Origin of the sequence: Pseudonocardia hierapolitana (genome assembly GCF_007994075.1) — a bacterium.
GTDB lineage: Bacteria > Actinomycetota > Actinomycetes > Mycobacteriales > Pseudonocardiaceae > Pseudonocardia > Pseudonocardia hierapolitana.
This window is the reverse complement of record NZ_VIWU01000001.1, coordinates 3,268,156-3,289,285: the sequence shown is the minus strand read 5'-3', so window position 1 is coordinate 3,289,285 and position 21,130 is coordinate 3,268,156. Positions and strand designations below refer to the sequence as shown.

18 protein-coding genes are annotated in these 21,130 nt (G+C 70.8%); 13 read left to right on the top strand and 5 right to left on the bottom strand.

The window, feature by feature from the left end; translation table 11 throughout:
* Positions 1-162: 162 nt before the first annotated feature.
* From FHX44_RS15680 to FHX44_RS15645, 8 genes are all read left to right on the top strand, one after another.
* A complete protein-coding gene (locus FHX44_RS15680; RefSeq protein WP_147256477.1) occupies positions 163-1,089 on the top strand; it encodes an SDR family oxidoreductase in 927 nt (308 codons plus the stop codon).
* Positions 1,090-1,203: 114 nt separating this feature from the next.
* Entirely contained in the window at positions 1,204-2,145 is a 942-nt protein-coding gene (locus FHX44_RS15675; RefSeq protein WP_147256476.1) for an MBL fold metallo-hydrolase, read from the top strand.
* 14 nt (positions 2,146-2,159) lie between these two features.
* A complete protein-coding gene (locus FHX44_RS15670; protein WP_212612500.1) occupies positions 2,160-3,077 on the top strand; it encodes an SMP-30/gluconolactonase/LRE family protein in 918 nt (305 codons plus the stop codon).
* The gene (locus tag FHX44_RS15665; RefSeq protein ID WP_147256474.1) at positions 3,074-4,507 is read left to right on the top strand and encodes an amidohydrolase family protein; all 1,434 of its coding nucleotides are present in this window, start codon (positions 3,074-3,076) and stop codon (positions 4,505-4,507) included. Before FHX44_RS15670 ends, FHX44_RS15665 begins: the two co-directional genes overlap by 4 nt.
* An 81-nt stretch (positions 4,508-4,588) precedes the next feature.
* Positions 4,589-5,974, top strand: a complete 1,386-nt coding sequence (locus FHX44_RS15660; RefSeq protein ID WP_147256473.1) for an MFS transporter — start codon at positions 4,589-4,591, stop codon at positions 5,972-5,974.
* On the top strand, positions 5,971-6,930 hold the full coding sequence (locus FHX44_RS15655) for a fumarylacetoacetate hydrolase family protein (RefSeq protein WP_147256472.1): 960 nt from the start codon (positions 5,971-5,973) through the stop codon (positions 6,928-6,930). Before FHX44_RS15660 ends, FHX44_RS15655 begins: the two co-directional genes overlap by 4 nt.
* Entirely contained in the window at positions 6,914-8,449 is a 1,536-nt protein-coding gene (locus FHX44_RS15650) for an AMP-binding protein (protein ID WP_147256471.1), read from the top strand. Before FHX44_RS15655 ends, FHX44_RS15650 begins: the two co-directional genes overlap by 17 nt.
* Before the next feature lie 50 nt (positions 8,450-8,499).
* Complete coding sequence (locus FHX44_RS15645) at positions 8,500-9,525, top strand: LysR family transcriptional regulator (protein ID WP_170308921.1); 1,026 nt, start codon at positions 8,500-8,502, stop codon at positions 9,523-9,525.
* A gap of 307 nt (positions 9,526-9,832) precedes the next feature.
* Here the strand turns inward: FHX44_RS15645 and FHX44_RS15640 are convergent, their stop codons facing one another.
* A complete protein-coding gene (locus FHX44_RS15640; RefSeq protein ID WP_147256469.1) occupies positions 9,833-10,738 on the bottom strand; it encodes a LysR family transcriptional regulator in 906 nt (301 codons plus the stop codon).
* A gap of 110 nt (positions 10,739-10,848) precedes the next feature.
* On the opposite strand from FHX44_RS15640, the gene FHX44_RS15635 reads away from it, so the two are divergent.
* Positions 10,849-11,553 (top strand): type 1 glutamine amidotransferase domain-containing protein, encoded by a 705-nt coding sequence (locus tag FHX44_RS15635; protein ID WP_147256468.1) that lies wholly within the window; start codon positions 10,849-10,851, stop codon positions 11,551-11,553.
* Here FHX44_RS15635 and FHX44_RS15630 read toward each other — a convergent pair.
* The 3 genes from FHX44_RS15630 to FHX44_RS15620 form a co-directional block, all read right to left on the bottom strand.
* Positions 11,548-12,564, bottom strand: coding sequence for an ArsR/SmtB family transcription factor (locus FHX44_RS15630; RefSeq protein WP_147256467.1), 1,017 nt, complete (start codon positions 12,562-12,564; stop codon positions 11,548-11,550). The two genes, FHX44_RS15635 and FHX44_RS15630, sit on opposite strands and share 6 nt — an antisense overlap.
* A 64-nt stretch (positions 12,565-12,628) precedes the next feature.
* A complete protein-coding gene (locus FHX44_RS15625) occupies positions 12,629-13,288 on the bottom strand; it encodes a DUF4328 domain-containing protein (RefSeq protein ID WP_147256466.1) in 660 nt (219 codons plus the stop codon).
* A gap of 553 nt (positions 13,289-13,841) precedes the next feature.
* Positions 13,842-14,828, bottom strand: coding sequence for a sigma-70 family RNA polymerase sigma factor (locus FHX44_RS15620; protein ID WP_147256465.1), 987 nt, complete (start codon positions 14,826-14,828; stop codon positions 13,842-13,844).
* 77 nt (positions 14,829-14,905) lie between these two features.
* Here FHX44_RS15620 and FHX44_RS15615 point away from each other — a divergent pair, with 77 nt between their 5' ends.
* A complete protein-coding gene (locus FHX44_RS15615) occupies positions 14,906-15,724 on the top strand; it encodes an SDR family NAD(P)-dependent oxidoreductase (RefSeq protein WP_212612499.1) in 819 nt (272 codons plus the stop codon).
* Positions 15,725-15,879: 155 nt separating this feature from the next.
* Here the strand turns inward: FHX44_RS15615 and FHX44_RS15610 are convergent, their stop codons facing one another.
* Positions 15,880-16,467 (bottom strand): hypothetical protein, encoded by a 588-nt coding sequence (locus tag FHX44_RS15610; RefSeq protein ID WP_147256464.1) that lies wholly within the window; start codon positions 16,465-16,467, stop codon positions 15,880-15,882.
* A 513-nt stretch (positions 16,468-16,980) separates the two neighbouring features.
* Here FHX44_RS15610 and FHX44_RS15605 point away from each other — a divergent pair.
* The 3 genes from FHX44_RS15605 (at position 16,981) to FHX44_RS15595 (ending at position 21,071) form a co-directional block, all read left to right on the top strand.
* Complete coding sequence (locus FHX44_RS15605; RefSeq protein WP_342792607.1) at positions 16,981-18,687, top strand: AfsR/SARP family transcriptional regulator; 1,707 nt, start codon at positions 16,981-16,983, stop codon at positions 18,685-18,687.
* A gap of 248 nt (positions 18,688-18,935) precedes the next feature.
* Positions 18,936-20,168, top strand: a complete 1,233-nt coding sequence (locus tag FHX44_RS15600) for an MFS transporter (RefSeq protein WP_147256462.1) — start codon at positions 18,936-18,938, stop codon at positions 20,166-20,168.
* A gap of 141 nt (positions 20,169-20,309) precedes the next feature.
* A complete protein-coding gene (locus FHX44_RS15595) occupies positions 20,310-21,071 on the top strand; it encodes an isocitrate lyase/PEP mutase family protein (protein WP_147256461.1) in 762 nt (253 codons plus the stop codon).
* Positions 21,072-21,130: the final 59 nt, after the last annotated feature.

The following is a 21,130-nucleotide window of genomic DNA, read 5'->3' as shown; positions in this document are numbered from 1 at the left end:
AGATCGCCTTCGCCGCCGGAGGCGGCTGACGTCAGGGCCGTACCCACGCAGCGGTGATGGCCGCGGAGAGCGCTGATCGCGGCGTTCTGCCTGCGGGGATCAGGTCGTATCAGCGGAGTACTGCCCATGGCAGTTGCTGACATCAATGTTGGAGGTGCTGTCATGCGCGTGTTGGTCACCGGTGCGTCGGGATGGATCGGCTCCGCGGTCGTCCCCGAGCTCGTCGGAGCGGGGCACGTGGTCACCGGGCTCGCCCGGTCCGACGCGTCGGCCGCCGCCGTCGAGGCGCTCGGTGCGACGGTCGTCCGCGGGTCGGTCGAGGACCTCGACGTGCTGCACGAGGCGGCCGCGGCGGCTGACGCCGTTGTGCACCTCGCCTTCCGGCACGACATCGCCTTCGCCGGGCGATTCGCCGAGGCCGTCGCGTCGGACGTCGCCGCGATCGGTGCCCTGGGGTCGGGGCTGCCGTCCGGCGGCGCGATCGCCGTCGCCGCGGGCATGCTGGGGCACGGGCAGAACGGGGTCCCCGCCACGGAGCGCGACTCGGCCGCCCCGGGCGGAGTGGGCGAGGCTCGGCGACCCCCGAGCGACGCCGCCCTCGCCCTTGCCGAGCGCGGGCTGCGGTCGTCGGTCGTGCGCCTGTCGCCGACCGTCCACGGCGAGGGTGACGCCGGGTTCGTGGCCACCCTCATCGACATCGCCCGCAAGCACGGGTTCTCCGGCTACCCGGGCGACGGGGCATCGCGCTGGACGGCGGTGCACGTCCGCGACGCCGCGCGCCTGTTCCGGCTGGCGATCGAGGTGGCACCGGCGGGATCCGTACTCCACGCCGTTGCCGACGAGGCCATCTCGGTGCGTGATATCGCCGAGGCCGTCGGACGCCACCTCGAGCTCCCGGCGCGCCCGGTCCCGACCGAGCAGGCCGACGAGCACTTCGGCTTCCTCGCGATGTTCGTCGGCATCGACGGCCCGGCCTCCAGCGCCCTCACCCGCGAGCTGACGGGCTGGGCGCCGCGCGAGCCGGGCCTGCTCGAGGACCTGGGCCAGGGGCACTACTTCGCGCCCGCCGCAGGTGGCAAGTGGGGGTGATCCCGACGCCACCGGCGGAGCTGCGCGCGTGACGCCGCGGTCCGCCGCTGAGGTGTGGTTGCCAGGGTGCCGCGCGCACTCGTCACAGCAAAGCTTCACGGACAGGAGACACCGATGGCATCCGCGCCATTCTCACGAGGGCTGCACGAAGTGGCGCCGAGCTGCTGGGCATGGTTCGAACCGCCCGGCAGCTGGGGTCTGAGCAACTCGGGCCTCGTGCGGATCGGTGACGAGGTGCTCGTCATCGACACCCAGAACGACGTCGGGCGCGCCCGTGCGGTTCGCGCTGCGGCCACCGACCTCGGTGGGCCTGACGCGGTCACGACGGTGGTCAACACCCACGAGGACGGCGACCACTGGTTCGGGAACATGATCTTCGACGACGCCCGGATCGTCGCGACCACGGCCGCCGCGGACGGCATGCGGACGCTGCGGGTCGATCCCCGGCGCCTCGCCGACGTCGGTGACGAGGGCACCGCGTTGCGCCGCTGGTCGCGATGGCGCGCGTCGATCTACGACTACGAGGGCTGGCGACCGGTGTACCCGACCGAGACCTTCGAGGGTGCCCACACGCTCAAGCTCGGCGGCGCCGCGGTGGAACTGCGCGCGGTGGGACCCGCGCACACCGGCGGCGACGCGATCGTGCACATACCCGAAGCCGGCGTCGTCTACGCCGGCGACATCCTCTTCCACCGTTCCACGCCCATCGTGTGGGCGGGTCCGGTCTCCAACTACGTCGCGGCCTGCGACGTCATCCTCTCGCTCGACCCCGCCGTCATCGTGCCCGGCCACGGCCCGGTCGCCGGCACCTCGGGTGTCCGTGAGACGCGGAACTACCTCTCCCGTCTGCTCGAACACGCGACCCGGTGCGTCGAGGCCGGTACGCCCCTGGAACAGGCCTACCGCAGCTTCGACCCCGGCGAGTACCGCCTGTGGTCGCACGCGTCGCGGGCGTTCCAGTCGATTCGTGCGGTGTACGCCGAGCTCCGGCCCGACCTCGTCGGCCTCTCGTGGCAGGACGCGATGGAGATCGTGCTCGCCGACGACGCCAGCTGATCGGAAGGATGACCATGACCCAGTTCGACGTCGTACTGGACGAGCGGTCCTTCCTCGAGGGGGCGCGGTGGAGAGCGGGCCGCGTGTGGGTGTCCGACTGCTACGCCAACGAGGTGCTGAGCGTCCGCGAGGACGGCACCGACGCGCGGGTCGAGGCCACCATCGAGGGGCAGCCGTCGGGCCTGGGTTTCCTGCCCGACGGACGGCTGCTGGTCGCGTCGATGCTCGACAACCGCATCGTGCGTCGGGAGCCCGACGGCACCCTGGTCACCCACGCCGACCTGAGTGGCCTGGCGGTGGGTGAGATCAACGACATGGCGGTCGACCCGCAGGGGACGTGCTGGGTCGGCTGCTTCGGCTTCGACCTGACGCACGGTGCGCCCTACGAGCCTGCGCCGCTGATCCGGGTGGCCACCGACGGCACCGCGGCGGTGGTGGCGCAGGGGCTGTCGTGCCCGAACGGCGCGATCTGCGACGGGAAGGTCCTCGTCGTCGCGGAGACCTTCGCGGGCCGGATGTCGGCCTTCGACGTGACTGGCGGCGGCTCGCTCACCGGTCGGCGGGTGTGGGCGGAGTTCGGCGACGAGCCGGTGGGAGACGACGCCCTCACGAGGCTGAACGGGGTGGCCGTCGCGCCGGACGGTCTCGCGGACCGGGACGCGGAGGGCGCGATCTGGGTCGCCGACGCCACCCATCACAGGGCGTTGCGGGTTGGCGAGGGTGGTGAGGTGCTCGGCGAGGTGGCCGTCGACGACGGTCAGGTGTACGACGTCACCCTCGGCGGGGCGGACGGTCGCACGCTGTTCCTGGCAGTCTCGCCGAGCTATCTGAAGAGCGAGCGCGCGGACACCCGGGACTCGGTCCTGCTGTCGCGGCGGGTCGACGTGCCGCTGGCCCAGGTTTCTCCGAATCGTGGAATCGAGGTTCGATGAGTGCTGACGAGAACGTGCGACCGGACCCGTCCGCCGAGCGCCGTCTCGAGGCCCTCCTCGAGCGGCATGCCGCCCGACGGTCGGTGGAGGCGACCCAGCAGATCCTCCTCCGAGGGGGGTCGGTGCTGTCGATGGACGGTGACGTGGACGACTTCGCCGTCGGCGACGTGCTGATCGTCGGGGACCGTGTCGCCGAGGTCGGGGCCTTGATCTCCGCGCCGGAGGCGGTCGTGATCGACGCGCGTGACCACATCGTCATGCCGGGTTTCTGCGACCCGCACATCCACTGCTGGGAGGGGTCACTCGGCCGGATCATCCCGGAGAACATCCCCCAGACCACCGAGGACGCCATCGGCGGTGCCCCGGTCTCGGGTCGCAGCTACATGTACGCCGCCCATCGGGCGTTCGCTCCGGCGTGCCGGCCCGAGGACATCTACGCGGGCACCCTGAACACCCTGCTGGCCGCGCTCAACGGCGGGATCACCACGGTCGTCGACAACATGCACAACGCCCGCTCGCCCGAGCACTCCGATGCCGGGGTCGAGGCGCTACTCGCGTCCGGCGTGCGCGGTGTGCACGCCATCGGACGCCCTCGTGCGGGCTCTTGGGCCGGCACGTTCCCGGCTGATGCCCGGCGGTTGCGGGACCGGTACTTCGGCGGCGACGACGACCTGTGCTCGATGCGTCTCTTCGCGGCCGGCTTCGACGACCTCACGGATCTCCTGCCAGTGCGCAAAGAACTCGATGTGTGGTTCTCCTTCGACAGCGGGATCGAGAAGCAGGATCTCCCCCGGTTGTACGCGGACGGATCCTTCGACGGGCGGGAGGCGATCAACCACGCGAACTTCCTGTCTCATGAGCAGCGGCAGATCGTGATCGACAACGGGGCGCAGGTGAATGTGTGTCCCCGTATCGAGTCTCAGTTCCGATACGGCCGCGTTCCGTACAGCGAATGGGTCGAGCAGGGGTTGCGGCCGGGCCTGAGCAACGACAATCCGATGACCTACGCGATCGACATGTTCGCCGAGATGCGTGCGCTCTACCTGGTGCAGCGGGTCGACCAGCACCGTTCCGGGAGCGCCTCGGCGACCCTGCGAGAGATCTTGCAGTCCGCCACCCAGCAGGGGGCGAACAACTGCGGCGTAGGGGATGTCGCAGGCTCACTGACTCCGGGCAAGAAAGCCGACGTCATCCTCGTCGACGCGTCGGCACCACATCTTTTCCCCCGAAACAACGTGCTGGCCTCGGTCGTACAGGGTGCCGGGGTGGAGTCCGTCACCACCGTGCTGGTGAACGGCCGTGTCGTCAAGTGGGACGGCCGGCTGATCGGCGCCGACCTGGACGAGGCCCGGCGCCGGGTGCAGGAGTCCCACGACTACCTGATCAACGCAGTGAACTGGCCGCACGCAGCCGTCGACTTCGACGACTAGTGAAGAAGGCTGAATCGGTTCCACCGCCTCGTGTGCCTCGGCCTGTCCGATGGCCACGCGCCTCACAAAGGATGCCTTGCAATGACGCAATCATCGTCGGTCGAGGCCGAACGGAGGGCCAGGCGGAACATCCGCCTGGGCTCGTTGGGCGCCGCACTCGAATACTACGACTTCGTCGTCTACCTCTATGTGGCGACCTTGATCGGCCAGGCATTCTTCCCGGCGGACATGTCGCCGACGATGAGGCTGGTCCAGACCTTCGCCATCTACTCGACCGGTCTCCTGATCAGGCCGGTCGCCGGGATCCTCATCGCCCGGGTGGCCGACCGGGTCGGGCGGAAGCGGCTGTTCATCCTGACGGTGGTCGTCATGTCGGTGGCCACGCTGCTCATCGGGCTGCTGCCGACCCACGACCAGATCGGCGTGCTCGCGCCGGTGCTCCTGTTGCTGCTGCGGGTCGCCCAGGGCTGTGCGGTGGGTGGGGAGATCCCCGCGGCCGCGGTCTTCGTCACCGAGCACGCCCGGCCGAACAGCGTCGCGCGGGCGGGCGCCTTCCAGCAGATGACGGCGTACAGCGGGTTCCTGCTCGGCGCGGCGGCCGCGTTCGTGGCCGGCCTCGTGGCGACGCACCTGACACCGGAGCTGCCCTCGCTCGCGTGGCGACTTCCGTTCATCGTCGGTGGGTTGCTCGGGGTCGTGGCGATCTACCTGCGCCGCAGGATCGACGAGACGCCCGCATTCGTCCGCGAGACCGTCGAGGAGGGCAAGCGTCGGGCCGCTCCTGTCCGTGAGGTGCTCAGCACGCATCGCCGTTCGGTCGGGTACGCAGTCCTCCTCGTCGTCGCCCTGACGCTCGTGAACGTCACCTACTTCAACTTCTGGCCGACCTACCTGCAGACCGTCCTCGGCTACTCCTCGACGACGGCCCTGGTCGCCAGCCTGATCTCGATCGCGGGTGCCATGCTGGGCATGCCGGCATGGGGCTACGTCGCCGATTGGTTCGGTTGGAGCCGGATGCTGCTCTGGGCCGGTCTGTCGACCGCGGTGACCACGGTGTTGCTGCTGGTGGTCCTCCCCACCCTGCCACCGGGTTCCGGGCTCGCCGTGTGGATCCAACTGCCCGCGGCGCTGTCGGCCGGCGGGATCGCGGCCTCAGCCTCTGGCTTGGTCTCTGCCATCTTCCCGACCGAGGTGCGACAGACCGGCTTCTCGCTGCCCTACAACCTGGTCGTCGCGGTGCTCGGCGGCTTCCTCAACCTGATCCTGGTGTGGCTGGTCGCGAGCGTCGGTCTCGGGGCGCCGATGTACGTCGTGCTGGTCGCGTGCGGCCTGACGATCGTCGCCGCTTTCGTCGTTCTGCGGGTCCCCATCCACCTCGGCCGAGGAGCCCGCCCGACCCACGGGTTCTCGAAGGCCGGCGACCCCGCAGCAGCCGGCCGGCCCGGACTCGAAGGAGCGATGCCATGAAGTGGGTCACCTACGAGGCGGGAGACGGCGTCCGCACCGGCGTGCTCGACGGCGATTCCGTCCGAGGGCTCGCCGCGGGCACGACCCTGGAGGGGCTGCTGGCGAGTGGCAGTCTCACCGAGGCGGGAGAGGACGCACTGCGCGCGCCCGCGGAGGTCCGCGGGCTGGCCGATGTCCGGCTGCTCGCCCCGCTGCGTCGTCCGCCGTCGGTGCGGGACGGGCTGTGCTTCCTCGACCACCTCCGCGGGTGCTACCGGGCGCTCGGCCGGGACGACCAGTTGGCCGAGGTGTGGTCGCACAGCCCCGCCTTCTACTTCGCCAACGCGGACGCGATCGTCGGGCCGTACGACGATGTCCCGATCTCGCCGGGTTCCACGATGTTCGACTTCGAACTCGAGCTCGGCGCCGTGATCGGGCGGGGTGGCCGCGACCTGCACCCGCACCGGGCCGAGGGGCACATCGCCGGCTTCACGCTCTACAACGACTGGACCGCGCGCGACCACCAGCTCATGGACATGGCCCAGGGCATCGGGATGGCCAAGAGCAAGGACAGCGCCATCACGCTGGGGCCTGCGCTGGTCACCGTCGACGAGCTCGAACCGTACCGCCGGGACGGGCGTCTGGTGCTCGAGCTGTCCGCGACGGTCAACGGTGAGGAGCTGACCAGGGGAACGCTCGCCCAGATGGACTGGACCTTCGGTGAGCTCCTCGCCTACATCTCGCGGGGGACGGATCTCCCGCCCGGGGCGCTGATCGGGTCCGGCACGGTTCCCGGTGGCTGCCTGCTCGAGCACGTCGACACCCCCGAGCTGGGGGATTTCACGCGCTGGCTGCAGCCGGGGGACGTGGTTAGCCTCAGCGGGGTGGGGCTGGGGGAGACCCGGCAGACCGTGACGCAGGGGATCGGCGTCATCCCGCTGCGACTCGAGGAGGAGTCCCGTGCCGGACGTCGATGACACCGTCGAGCGCTGGCTGAGCGAGTACGGCGCGCCCGACGCGAACGTCGCCACCCTGCTGTGCGACCGCCACGACCCGGACACCGTCGCCTTCCGGTTCGTGGACGAGGACCTGGCCGGGTCGACGATGACCTACCGCGAGCTCGCCGACCGGTCCCGCCGCCTCGCGACCGCCCTCGCCGACCGGGGGGTGAAGCGTGAGGAGCGGGTGGCGGTCCTGATGTCCAAGCGCCCCGAACTCGTCGTCACGCTGCTGGCGCTGTGGCGGCTGGGTGCGGTGCACGTGCCGCTGTTCACGGCCTTCGCCGAGGGCGCGATCCGGCTGCGGGTCGAGAGCGCGCGGGCCCGGCTGGTCCTGACCGAGCCGGAGCAGCGGGCGAAGCTCGACGCCCTCGAGGATGTCGACGTGCTCGAGACCGGCGCGGACTTCGACCGGCTCGTCAGCGACAGCGCGCCGTGGACCACGTCCGAGACCGTCGGCGGCGATGGCGCCTTCCTGCAGCTCTACACCAGCGGCACGACCGGGAAGCCGAAGGGCGTCGTCGTCCCCGTGCGGGCGCTCGCCGCCTTCCACAGCTACCTGCACTACGGGCTCGACGTGCGAGCCGAGGACGTCTACTGGAACGCGGCGGACCCGGGCTGGGCCTATGGGCTCTACTACGGCATCGTCGCGCCGATGGTGGGCGGGCGGGCCAACCTGCTGTTCCGCGGGGCGTTCACCCCGGCGTCGACGACCGCCGTGATGCAGCGGTTCGGCGTCACCAACTTCGCCGGTGCCCCCACCATGTACCGGGCGATGAGCAAGGCGGCGACCGGGCCGGTCCCGCTGCGCCGCGCCTCGTCCGCCGGTGAGCCGCTCACCCCGGACGTGGTGGGGTGGGGGGAGACGACGTTCGGGGTCCCGATCGGGGACCACTACGGCCAGACCGAGCTGGGCATGGTCATCGGCAACCACTGGCACGACGACGTCGTGCGGCCGATCCGGGCGGGCTCGATGGGGCACCCGCTGCCCGGCTTCGTCGCCGCGGTGGTGGACGGCCAGATCGCCGTGGACGCGCCCGCGAGCCCGCTGTTCTGGTTCGGCGGTTACCAGGACGCGCCGGAGAAGACGGCCGAGCGCTTCACCGACGCCGGGAGGTGGTACCTGACCGGAGATGCCGGCCGCACGGACGAGGACGGGTACTTCTTCTTCACCGCCCGCGACGACGATGTCATCCTGGCTTCGGGGTATCGCATCGGTCCGTTCGATGTCGAGAGCGTGCTGATCACGCACCCTGCTGTCATCGACGTTGCCGTGGTCGGCAGGCCGGACCCCGAGGGCGTCCGCGGGGAGATCGTCGAGGCGTTCGTCGTCACGAGCACCCCATCGGAAGCGCACGACGCGCTGGCCCGCGAGCTGCAGCTCCTCGTCCGGGACACGTATTCGCGCCACGCCTACCCCCGCGCCGTCCACTTCGTCGAGGCGCTGCCGAAGACGCCGAGCGGCAAGATCCAGCGATTCCTGTTGCGGCGAGGCTGAGCACGTATTCCTCATGGGAATACATCTGTTACGGTGGCGGAGGTACAGCCGTGACAGCGCCCACCCGGATCGCCGGCGCGGCCGACCGCCCGGGACGGGGTGATCTGGTGGATATCCGGCAGATCCAGTACTTCACGACGATCGTCCGCGAGGGGAGCTTCAGCCGCGCCGCCCGCAAGCTGTACGTCGGCCAGCCTGCTCTCAGCAAGCAGGTCCAGGCGCTCGAGCGTGAGCTGGGCGTCGAGCTACTCGTGCGACTTCCCGATGGTGTCCGTCCGACGTTGGCCGGCGCCCGCCTGGACGGGATGGCCCAGACCCTTCTCGGCTACGTGGACGACATCAAGTCGGCGGTTCGGGAGGCAGCTGCATCGCTGGTGGGAACCGTGCGACTCGGTCTGTCGCCGTCGCTCGTCTCCGGGCTGGCCGGTTACCTGGAGGAGAGATTCGCCAAGGAGCACCAGCAGGCCCGCATCGAGATCGTCGAGGCTTTGCCGATGTTCCTCGGGGAATGGGTCGAGGAGGGGCGATTGGACCTCGGCATCTTCACCCACCAGCCCGGTCACGCGAACCCGCACCTGTCGGTCACCGCGGTCGGTTCGGACGAGATGCTGCTCGTCGGGAGTCAGGGCATGCTCTCCGACATCGGCGACCACGCCACTCCGAGCGTTCTCCAGTCCCTCCGGCTGGTCCTGACCCCGGGCTTCCACGATCTCCTGCGCTCGAGCGTGGAGCTGGGGCACGTCTCGGAGGACATCGGTTCTCGCACGGACTCCATCCACATGGTGAGGGATCTCGTGGTGCGGGGAGAGTACTGCTCGATCCTCCCGTACGCGTTCGTTCGGGACGACCTGGACGCGGGCATCCTCAGGGCGGTGCCGTTCGCGCCCGTACTGGAGCGGCAGCTCGTGGCGGTGACCCGCGCCGGACGTCAGCCCTCGCCGGCTGTGCGTGCCGTCGTCGAGATGGTCCGGGTACGACTCGGCGAGTTCGCCGAACTCCGGGTCCGGTCGGCGAGCACACCCGACGGTGGATCGGTGGATCGCTCCGGCGCGGCGATCCGGCCCAGCGAGTCGTAGCGCGACGGCCGGCGGCATGACCACGTTGGTCGTAGACCACGACTCGGCCGTGAGACCCGCGATCTGGTGCGGGCCTGGGCGGACGCGCACGCCCGCGACCGTCCCCTGATGCCGGACCGGGAGGCTCCCGGCCGAGTACGTGCTGTGCCGTCTGCCCCGATCAGCCGGCTGCTGGACCAGGTTCACGCAGTGGACTCCGCAGCGTTCGTGTCGATCGCGCTGGCGGTGGAGGCGGATGCAGCGGGTGTTGGCGCCCTACTGCGTTCCCTTGCGAGCTCGCTGTCCTGCGCGGCGCTGCCCACTGCTCTCAGAGCGTTCCCCAGCCGCGGGCGCGCTCGAGGAGATGGCGGTGGACGAGCGCGAGGGCGGGGTCTTCCAGAGCTGCCCGCTGAGTGGCCAGGTACAGCGTGTTGAGCGGGCTGACCTGCGGCTGGTGCAGCTGCTCGACCGAGCCGGCGGCGAGCGCCGCTTCGGTGAGGTACCGGGGCAGCACCGATACTCCCGCGCCCGCGATGACTGCCGCGAGCACAGCGCGCAGGTCGGGGACCACGACGGCGACCGGGTTGGGCGGGCGCCTGCCGAACTCGCTGCGCCAGTACCTGCGCACGATGGGGAGGTCGTCGGCGTAGCCGACGAGAGGCAGGTGGGACAGCGCGGCAACCGGGTCGGTTACCAGCGCCGCGGCGTCGATCGTGCGGGCGAGTGTGGGCGCACCGACGAGCAGGAACTCCTCGTCGATGAGCGGGGTGGCGACGAGGCCCGACCGGGTGGGACGGACGGCGGAGACGACGAGGTCGAGGCGGGCGTTCCCCAACGCTGTCAGCAGGTCGTCGGCCAGGCCGATCGTCACGCGCAGCCGCATCCCACCGGCGGCGAGCGGTGCCAGCGCGGGGAGGATGCGCGCCGCCATGATCTCGCCCGCGCCGCCGATGTGCACGGTGCCGCGGTGGCCGTCGAGCCGGCCGGCCTGATCGAGGGCGTGACGCAGCTGGTCGAGGTGGGGGCCGGCACGGCCGGCGAGCTCGTCGGCGCGCGCGTTCGGGGAGAGGCCGCGGCCCGCCCGTACGAACAGCGGCTCGCCGAGCTGCTCCTCCAACCGGGCCAGCCGGGCGCTGGCGGCGGGCTGGCTGAGTCCGAGACGCGCGCTCGCGGTGGTCACCGAGCCGCTGCGATAGATCTCCAGGAACGTCTCGAGCAGATGAAGCTCGATCATGCAACTCGCCATTCATAGAAGGATCTATCGATGCTCCGCATCGTAGGGGATGCCGGGCCGGGGTTGTCCCGTTGTTGCGTGCGACAGGCACCGACGACGAGGAGTGAGAGATGGCGCGAGTACTGATGGTCGTGACGGGAGCCGACACGCTGACCCTGGCCGACGGCACGTCGCACGCCACCGGGTTCTGGGCCGAGGAGGTGGCCGCATCGCACGAGGTGCTGCGCGCGGCGGGCGTCGAGGTGGATATCGCGACGCCCGGTGGCGCCTCGGCCACCGTCGACCCGATCAGTCTGGACGGGCGCGGTGGCGTCTCGGAGGCGGACGCGGCCCGGTTCCGCGCCTACCTCGACACGATCGCGGACGAGCTGGCCGAGCCGCGGTCGCTCGCCGACGTCGAGGTGGCCGACTACGACGCGGTGTACATCCCCGGCGGGCACGGCCCGATGGCCGACCTGGCCGTCGACGCCGATCTGGGGCGGCTGCTCGTCGATGCGGACGGGCGCGGACAGGTGATCGCGGCGCTCTGCCACGGCCCCGCCGGGCTGCTCAGCGCGCTCCGCCCGGACGGCCGTTTCGCGTTCGCCGGTCGCACGTTGACGGTCTTCAGCGACGAGGAGGAGCACCAGGGCGGGCTGGGTGAGGCCGTCCCGTACTTCGTCGAGGCCCGGCTCCGTGAGCTCGGCGCCGTCGTCGAGCCCGGCCCCGCGTGGGGGAGCAGGGTGGTCGTCGACCGCAATCTCGTCACCGGTCAGAACCCGCAGTCGAGCGTCGACACCGCCCGCCAGGTGCTCGTCGCGCTCGGCAACTCATGAGGAGCCGCTGTCCCATCGCTCGAGCAGGTCGAGACCGCGCGCCGTGATCGAATGGGCTGAGTCGGCACCGTGGCGGTGGGTGACGATCAGACGGGCGTCGCGGAGCACGTTGAGGTGCTGGCTCACGGCGGCCGCGCTGACGCCGATCCGTCGCGCGATGTCGCCGGTGGTGCTGGTGCCGGATGCGATCGCCGCCAGGGTCTGGGCACGGGTCCGGCCGAGCAGTTTCCCGATCGCCCATTCGGCGTCGGTCGTGGTCCAGATGTCCACGAGCCGTGTCGTGTCCAGACGTATCGGGTAGATCAGGACGGCCGTGGCGCCGGATGCGGCCGGATCGAGCAACAGAACGGGCTTCCGCAAGAAGAACGAGGGCACCAGCGCCAGGCCGCGGCCGTCGAGGTGTATCTCGCCGTCGGTGCCGTCGAGCAGGGACAGGGTCGGCGAGCTCCAGCGCACCCGAGGGTGCAATGTGTTCAGCAGACCCTCGACGCCCTGCTCCATCATGGTGCGGGCCCGGCTCGTCCGGTCGTTCGCATGCTGCGCTCGGACGATGCCCCAGACGGGAGCGATGGCTGATCGGTGGTAGGCGCAGATCTGGTGCAGGAACCGCAACGGGATGCCGCACTCGTCGCCCAGTTCACGAAGCTCGTTCCGGAGACACTCCGCCGGCTTGACGTGGAGGTCGGCGTCCGCCCGGGCCCGGGTTCGGTCCCGGTCCGCGGCGAGGACCGCGTTGGCCGCGGTCGCGAACTCGCGACGCACCGGTTCGGCCCGCGCGTCCGCAATGCCGGCGAGCGCGAGGTGGGAGTGCGCGCTCGTGATCGCAGCGGGGAGGCGACGGAGTCCGGTGTCGAGGGTGCGGTGCACCTGCCGTCGCCATGTGGACAACGCAACGCCGTCGGGCTGGCGGCGCAGGGCCGTCATGCTGTGGAGCGTCTCCCCCAGCGGACCGAGCGAGGGGAGCAGCCGGAGTGTGGCGATGTCGTGCGGTGTCAGATGGATGCGGAGCACGTGAGTTCCCCTGGAACCTGCAGCTACGGCGGACGGATTCGGTCCGCCTCTTCTCGCGATCTCGTCAGCGGGCGGTCTGCCAGCGGGTGATCCGCTGGATGACGGCGACGGCGAGCGCCGCGGCCACGACCGTCAGCAGGCCCTGGATGGTGCCCAGCACGGCCGAGACGTAGTAGCCGTCGTCCTGCACGAGAGTCCGTGCGAGCGCGGACACCGGCCACAGCAACCACGTCCCGACCGCGACGGTCCACCAGAGCCCGACCAGCCCGGCCCCGCTCGGCCGCCCCTGCGGTGCGCTGGCGAGCCAGACGTCCACCGCGACGATCACGGGCAGCACCAGGTTGGCCACCGGCACGAACCACGCACCCGCCGCCCAGCCCTTCGCCAGCCTCATGGGGCGGTCCGACAACCGCTCGGCGTTGTCCCGCGCCCTGCTGAGCCACACGATGAACACGATGGCCGCCGCCAGCGCGACCAGGACGGCGATGCCCTGATTGATCACGCTGGCCTTGATCGGCCCGATCCCCGTCGCCTGCACGCCGATCGCGTCGACCGGCTCGCCCCGTAGCCGCGCGAGCGTGGCGTACGCGGTCCAGCCCGCGATGTGCGTCGTTGTCGCCCACGCCACCGCGCTGATGCCGATCAGGATCGACGCGGCGGTGGCGAGCCCGCCGAGCGGTCGGACGGCGATCGGCGGAGAGGGGCTGGTCGTTCCGGGGTGCATCGCGGTGATCCTTCCCGTCGGCTTCGTCCATACTGGTGAGCCGGTGAGCGGGCCGAATCGTTGGTCAGATGTGATCGAGCTCACATCGGGTGCCGAGTGGGATCGGCAGACGAGGAGAAGGTCGTGATCCGCGAAGTCGTGGTCGTAGACCGCCTACCGTGCGCCGGAACGGCTTTCCGGCCATGACGGACACCGATGATGCGCCCGACCTGTGGCCGGATGCGGCCGCACCCGGTTTCGACGAGCGATAAGAGCGCCGTCGCGCACGTGCGATGCGGGGTCGGTGGAAGGCAGGACGCGCTCACGGATTCGGCGCCCGTGCTGGGGGCACCCAGCGCCGCCTCGCCCCCCGAGCGCGCCCTGCCTTCTTCCTCGCCGACCACCACAGGCGCTGGAAGGGGATCAGGCGCCTGCGTCGATGCCCCGGCCCCGGCGAGAGCGGGGGCACCGGGACCGGACGGTCGGCGTCCGGCCCGGGGCTCACCATCCCGTGCGCCGCTGCCATTTCAGTGCCAGTCCTCGGCCCGACCGTCCGGTGTGGCTGTCGGGGGGATCAGAGCGCGTCCGGCCGGCCGGTGAGCGCCCGCGGTAGCCCGAACGACCCGAGCACGTCGGCGTCGAAGTGGGTGATCGCGCAGATCCGGTCGCCTGCGAGGGTGAGGACGTCGAGGCCGTGTGCGTGGTGGGCGCCATCCGTGCCGCGGAGGTAGACCCCGAACGCGGGCTGCCCGTTGGCCCGGGTCGGCACGAGGTCGAAGGTCCGGCCCTGCCGCATTGCGACGTCGGCCAAGAAGCGGGCCACGGCGTCGCGGCCGTGGTACTCGAAGGGGATCGGCGGCATCGACAGGACGGCGTCCGCGGTGAGCAGAGCGACCAGCGCCTCGACGTTGCCGGTGTCGTAGGCGCGGACGAACCGCGCCACGAGCGCCTGCTCGTCGGGCGAGCCGGGAGCGGGAGCAGGTTCACGGGTCGGCCGCCGCAGAGCCGCCCGGGCCCGCTTGAGGGCGCTGTTGACCGAGTCGACCGTCGAGTCGAGCATCGTGGCCACCTCGGCAGCCGGGTAGCCGAGCACCTCGCGCAGGATGAGCACGGCGCGCTGGCGGGCAGGCAGCACCTGCAGTGCGGTGACGAACGCGAGGGTGATGGCCTCGGTCCGCTCGTGGTGGGCCTCCGGGCTCTCGAGGAGGGAGTCGGGATACGGCTGGAGCCACACGACCTCGCCGAGGCGGGTCGGCGCCGGCGGTTCGACGTCGGGGGCGCTCCACTCCCGCGGAGGCCGCCTGCGGGCGTCACGTAGCGCGTTGAGGCACCGGTTGGTGGCGATCCGGTAGAGCCACGTGCGGATCGACGCCCGGTCCTCGTACCCGCCGAGGCCTTGCCACGCCGCCAGCATCGTGTCCTGCAGGACGTCCTCGGCGTCCTGCAGCGAGCCGAGCATCCGGTAGCAGTGCACCTGCAGCTCCCGCCGGTGCGGCTCGGTGATCTCCCGGAACGCGTCGCCGTCGCCGGCCCGTGCCCTGCTCAGCAGATCGGCTGTCACGACCTGAAGTATCAGCGTCCGGTGCTGGCGCGGGGTACCGGCGCCCAGTTCCGGGGCGATTCGGTGTCTGTCTCTCCATGATGATGCTGAAGGACAAGATCGTGGTGATCTACGGCGGCGGAGCGGTCGGCGGTGCCGTCGCCCGCGCGTCTGCGCAGGCCGGTGCGCGCGTCCATCTGGCGGGACGATCGCGGGCCCGTCTCGAGGAGGTGGCGAGCGAGATCGGGGCCGCCGTGGCCGTGGTGGACGCGCTGGACGAGCGGGCCGTCGCGGAACACGCCGACGCCGTGGCGGCGGAGGCGGGCGGGATCGACGTCGCCCTCAACGCGGTGTCCTTCCCGTTCGCGCACGACGCGCCGTTCGTCGAACTGACCGTCGAGGAGGTCATGCGCCCGGTCGAGGCCTACCTGCGGACCAACCTGATCACGGCGAAGGCCGTGGCGCAGCACATGGGGGCGCGTGGGTCGGGAACGATCCTGACCCTCTCGGCGGGCGCTGCCCGGGCCGCGAACGCAGGCAGCCTCGGTTACGGCACCGCGTGCGCTGCGATCGAGACACTGACCCAGCGGCTCGCGGTTGAGCTGGGGCCCAGCGGCGTCCGCGTGGTCTGCCTGAGGCCGCACCTGATCGCGGACGCTCCCGCCCACGGCTCCTACACCGGCGCGCTGTTCGAGCGGCGCGCCGCCGCGGCGGGCGTCGGCGTCGAGCAGCTGCTCGCGAACGTGCCGCGGAACGTGACGCTGCTGGGCCGGCTCCCGACGCTCGCCGACGTCGCCGACGCAGCCGTGTTCACGGCATCCGACCACGCCGGTGCGATCACCGGCACCGTGATCGACCTGACCTCCGGCAACGCCGTGCGCACCACCGCGGGAGGGCTCGTCGGTCTCCTCGACTAGAGACGGGTAGGTCCATCGCGGGCTCGCGGCCGGGCGGCTCGAACTCCACTTCGTGGACGTGGCGGGTGGTGGGAGTCGGGCGTGGGGACGATGGATTTCCCCCACGCGGACACCCACCGCCCGCCGGTCGAGCCTCGGTGAGTGACAGCTGAGGGTCAGCGCGTGGTGGGGGCGTATCCCAGCAGGCCGTCGTCGTTGTAGCCGGCGACCGGGAGGTCGACGCGCGAGGCGCGGGCGAGTCGCCAGTCGTTCTTCTTGGAGAACCGGTGCACGGCGACCGTGCCGGGAGTCTCCTTGGTCGAGATGTAGCCGATCACGCCGTCGAGGCGGAACTCCCACGCGTCGGTCTCGTCCTCGAGGAGCGTGTTCAGCTCGTTCTCGTTGGTCACGAGGATGTACGACCTCGGTTCCTTGACGGTCCGAAGTCGATACACGGCCGTGGTGCCTTCGACGCGCTTGTTGAAGAGACCGAGGCCCTTCGCCTCACCGGTCGGGGTGAAGCCGTGGATCTCCTCGGCCCGCTCGGCCTCGTTGTCGCTCAGTGTGTAGAACATGAAATTCTGCGGAGTGCGCATCTCGTGGAGCGGGCGCACGTGCTCAGCCGCAGGTGGGGCGGACGAGAGTGTGCCGGCGGCACCTGCGGCCGGGGCCGTTTCGGCCGCGAGGACCGGCCCGGCCGTTGCGACGAGGGATACGACGGCCGCGGTGATCGGAACGGCCAGGAGGAAGGGACGGCGTGCCATTGCTGAAGTTCCTTCGAGATCGAGCGCCCTGACGGGCGGGATGGTTCCGCGCCAGGCGGACAGAGAGCCGCAGCGAACTTTCACCGCAGGCCTGGGAGAACGCGTGCCTCGGACACGTCGTGATCCGGCCGTGGAATCGGGGAGCTCGCCGAAGGTCGACGGGTGCGCGGCAGCACGTTCCGCCGAAAGGCTGGCAGTCGGGGATTCCATGGCGTTGCCACCGTGATGCCATCCCCATGCCGATCTCGACCGCACATGTCGGATGCAGGCTGAGGCGGAGTGCCGGACCGACCGGCGGCGAGGGTGGGCAGCCGCTCCCGTCGGCGTCGTGTCGACCAGGTGGGGCGGCCGGGTCCGAGGTTGCGCGCAGCCCGATCGACCTGCGGAGTTAAGGCAGGTCTTCACATGCTCGTCCAGGCTGACGGCCTCACGTAGGTTCTGGCCGATCGTTGCGAATTCGACGTGGCGAATTCACCGGCCCCGTGAGGGGCCGCGGGGAGGGGCGGTGCCACGGTGAGTGGGAGGCGCGGACCGTTCGTGGTCGAGCGGAGCCCGGCGGCAGTTGTCGCGGCATCCCGACGACACGCCGCCAGCCGCTCGGCGGTGGTGCTGAGCGCGGGCGCTCGGGCGTCGGAGCGCGATCTGCCGCAGTCGCCGCCTGCGGTTTCGTTCGGGTTGCTCGGGTCGTTGGAGGTCCTTGTCGACCGTCGTCCCCTTCTGGTTCCCGGCGGGAGACAGCGGACCCTGCTTGCGATGTTGCTGTTGCGAGCGAACGAGACCGTGTCCGTGCGGGAACTGGTCGAGTCGCTGTGGGACGACGTACGGCCGGCCAATCCCAAGGCGACGGTCCAGAAGTACGTGATGCGGATCAGGCGCCTGTTGGAGTCGACCGGATGCGTCATCCGCACCGACGCCGAGGGCTATCGGCTTGACGTCGGCCACGATCAGGTCGACGTGCACCGGTTCAGCGCGCTGGCACAGCGCGGACGGCGTCTGGTCGAGGCCGGGGATCGGGCAGAGGGATCGGCGCTGCTGGCAGAAGCGATCGGGTTGTGGCGCGCGGTGCCACCGCTCGCCGACGTGCCCTCCGAGCGCATACAGCGGGACGTGGTTCCCCGCATGGTCGAGGGGTACCTGCAGGCCGTCGAAATGCGCATCGAGGCCGACCTCCAGCTCGGACGACATGCGGAGCTGTCCGAGGAGCTCCTCGGGCTGGTGCGCCGCCACCCGTTCCGCGAGCGGTTCTGGGAGCAGCGGATGCGAGCGCTGTACGCCGGCCATCGCCAGGGCGAGGCTCTCGCTGCCTACCGCGAAGTCGCTCGCCTCCTGGCCGACGAACTCGGCATCGACCCGGGCCCCGCGCTGCAGAGCGTCCATCAGCGGATCCTGGCCGGTGGCCCGGCGTCCGCCTCGGCGAACGAGTCGCCGGGCCCGGCAAGGCCTGACCTGCGCCAGCTCCCGATGGCGACCAGCGGCGTCGTCGGGCGAGCAGCAGAGACCACCCGGATCGTCCAGGCGTTGAATCCGGCTGAGCCCGAGGGTCTGCCCAGGTTGGTGGTCGTGCACGGACCGGAAGGGATCGGGAAGTCGACGGTCGCGGTGCGCGCCGCGCACCGGCTCTCCGGCGCATTCCCGGACGGCCAGCTGTACGCAGAACTCGGCGGCGACACCGACGTGGAGGGACGGGTCGTGGAGGTCGTCGCGTACTTCCTGAGGTCCCTCGGCGTACCGGCCGACGCGGTGCCGTCCAGGTTCGAGGACGCCGTCGCCGCCTTCCGCAGCGCGACCGCGGGCCGACGGTTGCTCGTGGTGCTGGATGGTGCGCCGAGCGCAAGCGCTGTGCGCGCCGTGCTGCCGGGATCCGGTGAGTGCGGGGTGATCGTCACGTCTCGACACGAACTGACGGAGCTGTTCGTCTCACCGGGCGCACATGGGGTGTCCCTCGGACCGCTCCGGCGGGAGGACTCATACCGCGTGTTGCGCCAGGAGCTCGGGGACGAGCGTGTTCGCGCGGAACGCGAGGCCGTCGATGAGCTCCTCCGGCTCTGCGGGGGCCTGCCGCTCGCGATCCGTTCGGCGGCGGCGCATCTTGTCACGCGTCCCCGCCTGTCGATCGCGTCCTACCTCGCGAACACGTGCCACGGCGAAGAGGCGGCACGGCCTTCCATCGGCGGGCCGTGCCGGCTCGTGCCGGTCACACCGGCCCAGGCCGCGTGCTGACGGGCGCGCCGGCGCCGGCTCGCGGACGTGGCCACGCCGCGCTCCCGGACGAGCTGTTCCGCGTTCTCGACGATGCGGGGCGCGCGTACTGGACTTGACAGTCCAGCCCACGCCGGTAGCCTTCTCTGGACCGCAAGGTCCAATCTTCGCCGAGTCACGGTCTCGACGGGACCTGCGCCCGCCGCGGCGGGTCGGTCGGTCGATCTCCGTCGAGACGAACCAGCGAAGACCTCACTAGGAAGGCTCAGATGAGTACCCAGCAATCGGCGCTGAGCCGGCGCAGGACGAACCTGGCGTTGGCCACGCTGTTCCTCGGCACGTTCGTGCTGGGCACCGCCGAACTCATCGTGGTCGGCGTGCTGGACGTGATCGCCGATGACCTGCACGTCTCGATTCCCGCTGCCGGGACGCTGGTGACGGCGTACGCGCTGGGAGTGTCCATCGGTGGCCCGGTCCTGACCGCACTGACGATCAAGCTGGACAAGCGGACGGTCCTGCTCGCTGCTCTCGTCCTGTGCATCGTGGGCAATCTGATTCCGGTGCTGACCGCCGACTTCGGACTGTTCGTCGCGGCGCGGGCGGTCACCGGCGCACTGGGTGGCCTGTTCGTCGCGGTCGCGTTCGTGGTGGGCATCACGATCGTCGGGCCGGAGCGGATGGGGCGTGCGATCTCGGTGGTGTTCGGTGGGTTCGCGGTGTCCGGCGCGCTGGGGGTGCCGCTGGGCACGCTGTTGGGGCAGTCGCTCGGCTGGCGGGGCACGTTCATCGGGATCGTGGTGTTCGCAGTGCTCACGTCGATCGCGGCGCTGGCCGTGCTCCCGTCGGTCGTCAGCGCCGCCAGTGGCGCAGGCGACCAGGCCAGGTATGCGTTCGCTCCCCGGGTCCTCGCGATGCTGTTCCTGCAGTTCCTGGTGTTCGCATCGGTCTACTCGACGCTGACCTACATCGTGCCGTTCCTCGAGGGCGTCACGGGTATCTCCGGTGCGCTGGTCAGCGTGTTCCTGCTGGCCTACGGCGTGGCCACGGCGGTGGGCTCGATCGCGGGCGGCCGCTTCGCGGATCGGAACGCAGCGCGCACCCTGATCGTCGCGACGATCGGCACCTCGGTGGCTTTGCTCGCGCTCTACCTCGTGGGCGCAATCGCGTTCCTGGTGGCGCTGGTGATGCTGGCGTGGGGCTCCTTCGCCTTGGGCATGGTGCCATCGCTGCAGTACCGGGTGGTGAGCCTGGCCGGTCCCGGTGGTGCGCTGGCGTCCTCGCTGCCTCCGTCGGCTGCGAACGTCGGCATCGCGTTCGGCTCGGTCGCAGGCGGTATGGCGATCGACAGCACGACGACCGCCTCATCCGTCGTGATCGCCGGCCTGGTCATCGCCGTGATCTCGGTTCCGGTGGCATGGGCCACCAGTTTCCTGAAGCCGCCGGTGGTCGAGGGAGCGCCCGAGCCGGCAGGGGAGGCGTCACCGACTCACGAGCCCGCCTGACCGGTTCGGAGGACGGGTGCGGCGACCAGTTTCGGCAGTGTGCGGTGTCTATACGTTGTGGAGGGATCGCGTGAGGGCAAGGGGCCGACGTGGTGGGCGGGCTGAGTCGTGACCACTTCGGCGAACGACTTGGAGGATTCGATGACCGTTGATCAGGCCGATCTGAAGGCGCGTGCCGAGAAGCTGCGGGAGCTGCACAGCGGGGAGATGCTCGTGCTGCCCAACGTCTGGGACGCGGCGAGCGCGGAGATCGTGGCCGAAGCAGGATTCCCCGTGGTGGCCACGGCGAGCAACGCGATCGCCGCCATGCTGGGGTATCCCGACGGGGAGGGTGCGCCGTGGCAGGAGATGTTCGCCGCGGCCGGCCGGGTGGCACGAGCCGTGTCGGTGCCGGTCACCGTCGACGCCGAGGCCGGATACGGCATGCAACCACGGGAACTGGTGGACCGGCTGCTGGACATCGGAGCGGTCGGCTGCAACTTGGAGGACACCGACAACCGGGCCGGCGGCCTCGTCGAGGCCGGCGCCCAGGCCGACTGGCTTGCAGCGGTCCGGTCCGCTGCCGATGACGCCGGGGTCCCGATCGTCATCAACGCCCGGGTGGACGCCTTCCTGCCCACCAGCGGAATCCCCGAGTCCGATCGGCTCGCAGAAGCGGTCCGGCGGGGCCGGCTCTACCGGGATGCGGGCGCCGACTGCCTGTACCCGATCGCCGTGGGCGACAAGGACACCGTCGCCACCCTCGTCGCCGAGCTTCCCGGCCCGGTGAACGGCAACTCCGGTGGCTCACTGGACCTGGCCACGCTCCGGGAGCTCGGTGTGGCGCGGGTGTCCTACGGGCCTCGCTTCTACCGGGCGGCGCTGGACCAGCTGAAGAGCAGCGTCCAGGAACTGCGGGGATAGCGGTACGGGTCCCCACCGGCGCTCCGGCGGCGGTCGCCCGGCTCGCCTTCCCGGTGTCC

Excerpts from the sequence above, each read along its gene's own strand:
- FHX44_RS15680 (WP_147256477.1), top strand. The coding sequence starts at position 163 with ATGCGCGTGTTGGTCACCGGTGCGTCGGGATGGATCGGCTCCGCGGTC.
- FHX44_RS15675 (WP_147256476.1), top strand. The coding sequence starts at position 1,204 with ATGGCATCCGCGCCATTCTCACGAGGGCTGCACGAAGTGGCGCCGAGC.
- FHX44_RS15670 (WP_212612500.1), top strand. The coding sequence starts at position 2,160 with ATGACCCAGTTCGACGTCGTACTGGACGAGCGGTCCTTCCTCGAGGGG.
- FHX44_RS15665 (WP_147256474.1), top strand. The coding sequence starts at position 3,074 with ATGAGTGCTGACGAGAACGTGCGACCGGACCCGTCCGCCGAGCGCCGT.
- FHX44_RS15660 (WP_147256473.1), top strand. The coding sequence starts at position 4,589 with ATGACGCAATCATCGTCGGTCGAGGCCGAACGGAGGGCCAGGCGGAAC.
- FHX44_RS15655 (WP_147256472.1), top strand. The coding sequence starts at position 5,971 with ATGAAGTGGGTCACCTACGAGGCGGGAGACGGCGTCCGCACCGGCGTG.
- FHX44_RS15640 (WP_147256469.1), bottom strand. The coding sequence starts at position 10,738 with ATGATCGAGCTTCATCTGCTCGAGACGTTCCTGGAGATCTATCGCAGC.
- FHX44_RS15635 (WP_147256468.1), top strand. The coding sequence starts at position 10,849 with ATGGCGCGAGTACTGATGGTCGTGACGGGAGCCGACACGCTGACCCTG.
- FHX44_RS15625 (WP_147256466.1), bottom strand. The coding sequence starts at position 13,288 with ATGCACCCCGGAACGACCAGCCCCTCTCCGCCGATCGCCGTCCGACCG.
- FHX44_RS15615 (WP_212612499.1), top strand. The coding sequence starts at position 14,906 with ATGATGATGCTGAAGGACAAGATCGTGGTGATCTACGGCGGCGGAGCG.
- FHX44_RS15610 (WP_147256464.1), bottom strand. The coding sequence starts at position 16,467 with ATGGCACGCCGTCCCTTCCTCCTGGCCGTTCCGATCACCGCGGCCGTC.
- FHX44_RS15600 (WP_147256462.1), top strand. The coding sequence starts at position 18,936 with ATGAGTACCCAGCAATCGGCGCTGAGCCGGCGCAGGACGAACCTGGCG.
- FHX44_RS15595 (WP_147256461.1), top strand. The coding sequence starts at position 20,310 with ATGACCGTTGATCAGGCCGATCTGAAGGCGCGTGCCGAGAAGCTGCGG.